Annotated in this window: 4 protein-coding genes and 2 pseudogenes; 3 read left to right on the top strand and 3 right to left on the bottom strand. The window is 68.1% G+C overall.

Features of this window, described 5'->3' with window-relative positions:
• Positions 1–214 (bottom strand): annotated as a pseudogene (locus tag AC1DHD_RS15010) (hypothetical protein); the annotation flags it as partial.
• 149 nt (positions 215–363) lie between these two features.
• Between AC1DHD_RS15010 and AC1DHD_RS15005 the strand changes: the two are divergent.
• A complete protein-coding gene (locus AC1DHD_RS15005) occupies positions 364–579 on the top strand; it encodes a helix-turn-helix domain-containing protein (RefSeq protein ID WP_441402321.1) in 216 nt (71 codons plus the stop codon).
• A gap of 32 nt (positions 580–611) precedes the next feature.
• On the opposite strand, the gene AC1DHD_RS15000 is transcribed toward AC1DHD_RS15005, so the two are convergent.
• Positions 612–1,178, bottom strand: a complete 567-nt coding sequence (locus AC1DHD_RS15000; protein WP_476880479.1) for a hypothetical protein — start codon at positions 1,176–1,178, stop codon at positions 612–614.
• Positions 1,179–1,362: 184 nt separating this feature from the next.
• Between AC1DHD_RS15000 and AC1DHD_RS14995 the strand changes: the two genes are divergently transcribed.
• Together AC1DHD_RS14995 and AC1DHD_RS14990 are read left to right on the top strand one after the other, a co-directional pair.
• Positions 1,363–2,142, top strand: coding sequence for a LysM peptidoglycan-binding domain-containing protein (locus AC1DHD_RS14995; RefSeq protein ID WP_476880478.1), 780 nt, complete (start codon positions 1,363–1,365; stop codon positions 2,140–2,142).
• A gap of 56 nt (positions 2,143–2,198) precedes the next feature.
• Positions 2,199–2,708, top strand: coding sequence for an Rv3235 family protein (locus tag AC1DHD_RS14990; RefSeq protein WP_476880477.1), 510 nt, complete (start codon positions 2,199–2,201; stop codon positions 2,706–2,708).
• Between the two features lie 110 nt (positions 2,709–2,818).
• On the opposite strand, the pseudogene AC1DHD_RS14985 reads toward AC1DHD_RS14990, so the two are convergent.
• Positions 2,819–3,565: pseudogene (locus tag AC1DHD_RS14985) on the bottom strand (preprotein translocase subunit SecA); the annotation flags it as partial.

Below are 3,565 nucleotides of genomic sequence, written 5' to 3'. Positions count from 1 at the left end.
CCTTGACCCGGTGGAGTTTGTCGGCCGTCAGGTTCTCCCCGACGGCGATCGGCTCGCTGGCGGCAAAGGTCTCCGTGGTCTGGTCCGCGGCGGCCACAAGCGATACGACGCCGACGACGGAGGCCAGAACCAGCAGGATGCCCACAAGAAGCCGAGGGTCCTTCCAGGATGGCTTCTTCAGCCGGGCACCGCTTGCCTCCGGGCTCACACTCATGCGTCCAGTCCCCCCTCGTCGCAGCCCGGGCGCGGTGCCGGACACCCCCATTGTCACGAATTGGCGGTCGCTCGGGAAGATGTCGAAGCAAACTGCGGCACTATGTGGATAACGGCCCCAAACGCGGCTAACAGTGGCAAAATGGTGCCATGCCCCGATTCCTGACCCTGGCGGACGTAGCCGAGCAGTTGCAGATTAACTCCCCCGCTGCCTACGCGCTGGTACGGAGTGGTCAGCTCAAAGCCATTCAGGTGGGGGGACGCGGCCAGTGGCGGGTCGAGGAGACCATGCTGGAGCAGTACATCCAGGAACGGTACGCCGAAGCCAGCCGCATGATCGACGAGGCCAAGGCCAAGGGCCGCTGAACCGCTCGCCCGGCTAGGCCCCCGCAACCCGGCTACGCCACACGGGCGGACCTCAACCCTGCCAGGGCCCCGAACGGAATGGTCACCACGGCGCTGACATTTCCGGACCGTCGCTCCTCCCCTGGTCCTGTGACCGCTAAGTCCAGGAAGTCGCGGCCGACCCTGTCGATGAGCCCGTGCAGCACGGATTCGTCCGCGGCCCCGCGGGACACCATCACGGCCAGGGACGCACGGTCCCGGGCCAGGCCCCGGAGGGCACTGGCCAGTCCGAGCCGTTGCCGCACGATCGATCCCGCTCCGACGGCCAGCCGGGAGAGGCCGGCGTAGTGCGCGGCGGAGGCGTAGGGAATCAGCAGCTGGTGCCGTTCCTCGTCCAGGACCAGCCATTCCGAGCCTGCGTGGCTCAGGATGCCCTCGTGGATCCTGCCGGACCCCAGGTGGACGCCGATCCTGGTCCCTAGGGACCCCCTCAGCCGGTCCGCCAGTTCGATGTTTGCGGCCTCCACCCGCGCCCGTTCACCGATTTCGACGTCGAGGTCGGCGCGCTCGGCGGCCGCCAGTTGTGCTTCCAGGTCTGCAAACAGGGCGTCCCAACGCATGGCGCCAGCGTAGGCGGGGCCCCGATTCCGGTCAATCCACAGGATCCCTGAAACTCTGGACAAAACAGTTCCAATGGGAGCAGACTCAGTCTAAAGCCATCAAAAAGCATCAAACAGCATCAAACGTCGCATGCTTGCCGTTGGTGAGAGTGCATCCGCGAGCAACCACCCAAAGGAGGCGGTTATGAAGAGCAGTGAGTTGTCAGTCATCGGCCGGCAGCACAGGCTCGGAGCCGATGCCCTCATGGCGGTTGCCATTCTGGGACTGGGCGCTTTCCTTGCCTGGTCCGGCGCCGGGCTGGGCCGCCGGTTGCAGGCCTCGGCCGCGCGGGGCCAGTCGTTGTCCTTCGAGGACCACCTCGGAGTCGCGGCGAACACCACAGGCCTGATCATCGTCGTTTGGTGGGCCCTCACGTTCGCCATCGCGATGGTGGCCGCGTTGCTGGAGCGCCAGGGCAGCTCCGGAGCCGCGGCTGTGGCCGGAAAATTCAGCCCGGCCTTTATGCGCCGACTCGCCCTCGCCGCCGTCGGCCTCCAGCTGGTTACAGCCCCGCTGGCCCATGCCGGCACGGGCCCGGCCGCCCCGGAAGTTGCACCGCCGCCCGCAATCTCCGCCGCCTGGCTCCCCACAGGGGAAGTCCCGTCACCACCGCCGACTGTCCCGGGTACGGTCCCTCCCGCGCTTGGCCTCGATCCGCACTGGACCCCGGCGCCGCCAGCCGTGGATCCCGGCCCGCTGGCACCTCGCCAGTTCCGCTCCCCGGCGGAAAGCCAAGCCAGCATCACAGTCCGGGCAGGCGACTCCCTGTGGAGCATCTGCGCAGCGGAGCTGGGGCCCCTCGCGTCCGACCTCGACATCGCCCTGGCRTGGCCGCGGCTCTACCAGGCCAACCGCGCCGTCATCGGCACCGATCCGGGACTGCTGCTGCCCGGGCAGGTCCTCCGCCTGCCCGTTACTCCCTGACCGCGTCGCCTGACCTGATCAACCACCAGCTGACACCAACCAGTAAAGGAAGACCCATGAGCTCCACTGCCGCCCTCCGCGCAGGCTCCGTCATCCAACTTCCGACGGCGCCGCGGCCCAGTCAGGCGCGGCCTCCTGCAGCCCAGCCTTCCGGACCCCTGCCTCCCGGGCCGCGGAACACCGCTGACGGCCGGCCCCCTGCCCTGCGGGTGGTCGATGAGGACCGTGACGTGTGCGCGTTCTGCCGGTCTACCGTGCAGGCTGCCGTGGAGGTCCTCGCCGGCACGCGTCCCGCGCAGCAGCTCTCCCGCCGGCTGGACGAACGCTGCATGGCGGCCCTGCAACACCGGGCTGCGCTGACCCGCCGTGTGGCCTCCGGCCCCTCCCCCACGGCCGGTCGGCTGCACCGGAATCCGTGCGTGCGCTCCGTGCGAGCCTGCCGGGTGTCGGAGGACGTCTACGAGGCAAGCGCCGTGGTCTCGGACGAGCTTCGTGTCCGGGCCGTCGCCCTCCGGCTCGAACGCAGCAGGCTCGTGTGGCGGGTGACCGTGCTTGAGATCGGGTGACGTTGCGCCGGAACCCGGGAAAGGAGGAGGCAACAAAAAGCGGGGCCGGAACAGTTCGTTCCGGCCCCGCTTCGGCGCTCAGGAAAAGTCCCGGCGGCTGCTAGCGGTTCCTAGCGGCGCTTCTTTTTGTTGGCGCGGCGCGGCGGCTCCTGCGCTGCGGCCTTCGCCGGGTTGCCGGAGCGGCCCGAAGACTTGGCCTCGACCCGGGTCTGCGCTGCGCCGTCCTCGCCCGGCGCCGTGTACTGCAGCGTGGCGGGCTTCTCCGGCGCTTCCAGTCCGGCGGCATGGATCTGCGGTTCGACGTGCTCGGCGTGCTGGCCCGCGGCGTCGTCCACCACAACGTCCTGCGCCGGGGTCACCTCGACCTCCAGGTTGAACAGGAAGCCCACGCTTTCCTCGCGGATCGCTTCCATCATCGCCTGGAACATGGTGAAGCCTTCACGCTGGTACTCGACCAGGGGATCGCGCTGGGCCATGGCCCGCAGGCCAATACCTTCCTTGAGATAGTCCATCTCGTAGAGGTGTTCCTGCCACTTGCGGCCGATCACGGACAGGACCACACGGCGCTCGAGTTCGCGCATGCTCTCGGAGCCGATCATCTCTTCACGGGCCTGGTAGACCAGGCGGGCGTCGGAGAGGATCTCTTCCTTCAGGAACTCCACGGTAATCCGCGATTTCCCGCCGGCTTCATCGATCACGTCGCGGGGCGAGAAGCTGACCGGGTAGAGCGTCTTCAGGTTCGTCCACAGCAGGTTGAAGTCCCAGTCGTCGCCGGTGCCCTCGGCCGTGGCCTCGTCGATGAAGGCGGTGATTGTGTCTTCGAGGAAGTACTGGACCTTCTCGTGCAGGTCGTCGCC

The sequence above is a fragment of the Arthrobacter sp. 05L45_2 genome, assembly GCF_056397525.1.
This window is presented reverse-complemented; position numbering and strand designations above follow the sequence as displayed.

Excerpts from the sequence above, each read along its gene's own strand:
- AC1DHD_RS14990 (WP_476880477.1), top strand. The coding sequence starts at position 2,199 with ATGAGCTCCACTGCCGCCCTCCGCGCAGGCTCCGTCATCCAACTTCCG.
- AC1DHD_RS15000 (WP_476880479.1), bottom strand. The coding sequence starts at position 1,178 with ATGCGTTGGGACGCCCTGTTTGCAGACCTGGAAGCACAACTGGCGGCC.
- AC1DHD_RS15005 (WP_441402321.1), top strand. The coding sequence starts at position 364 with ATGCCCCGATTCCTGACCCTGGCGGACGTAGCCGAGCAGTTGCAGATT.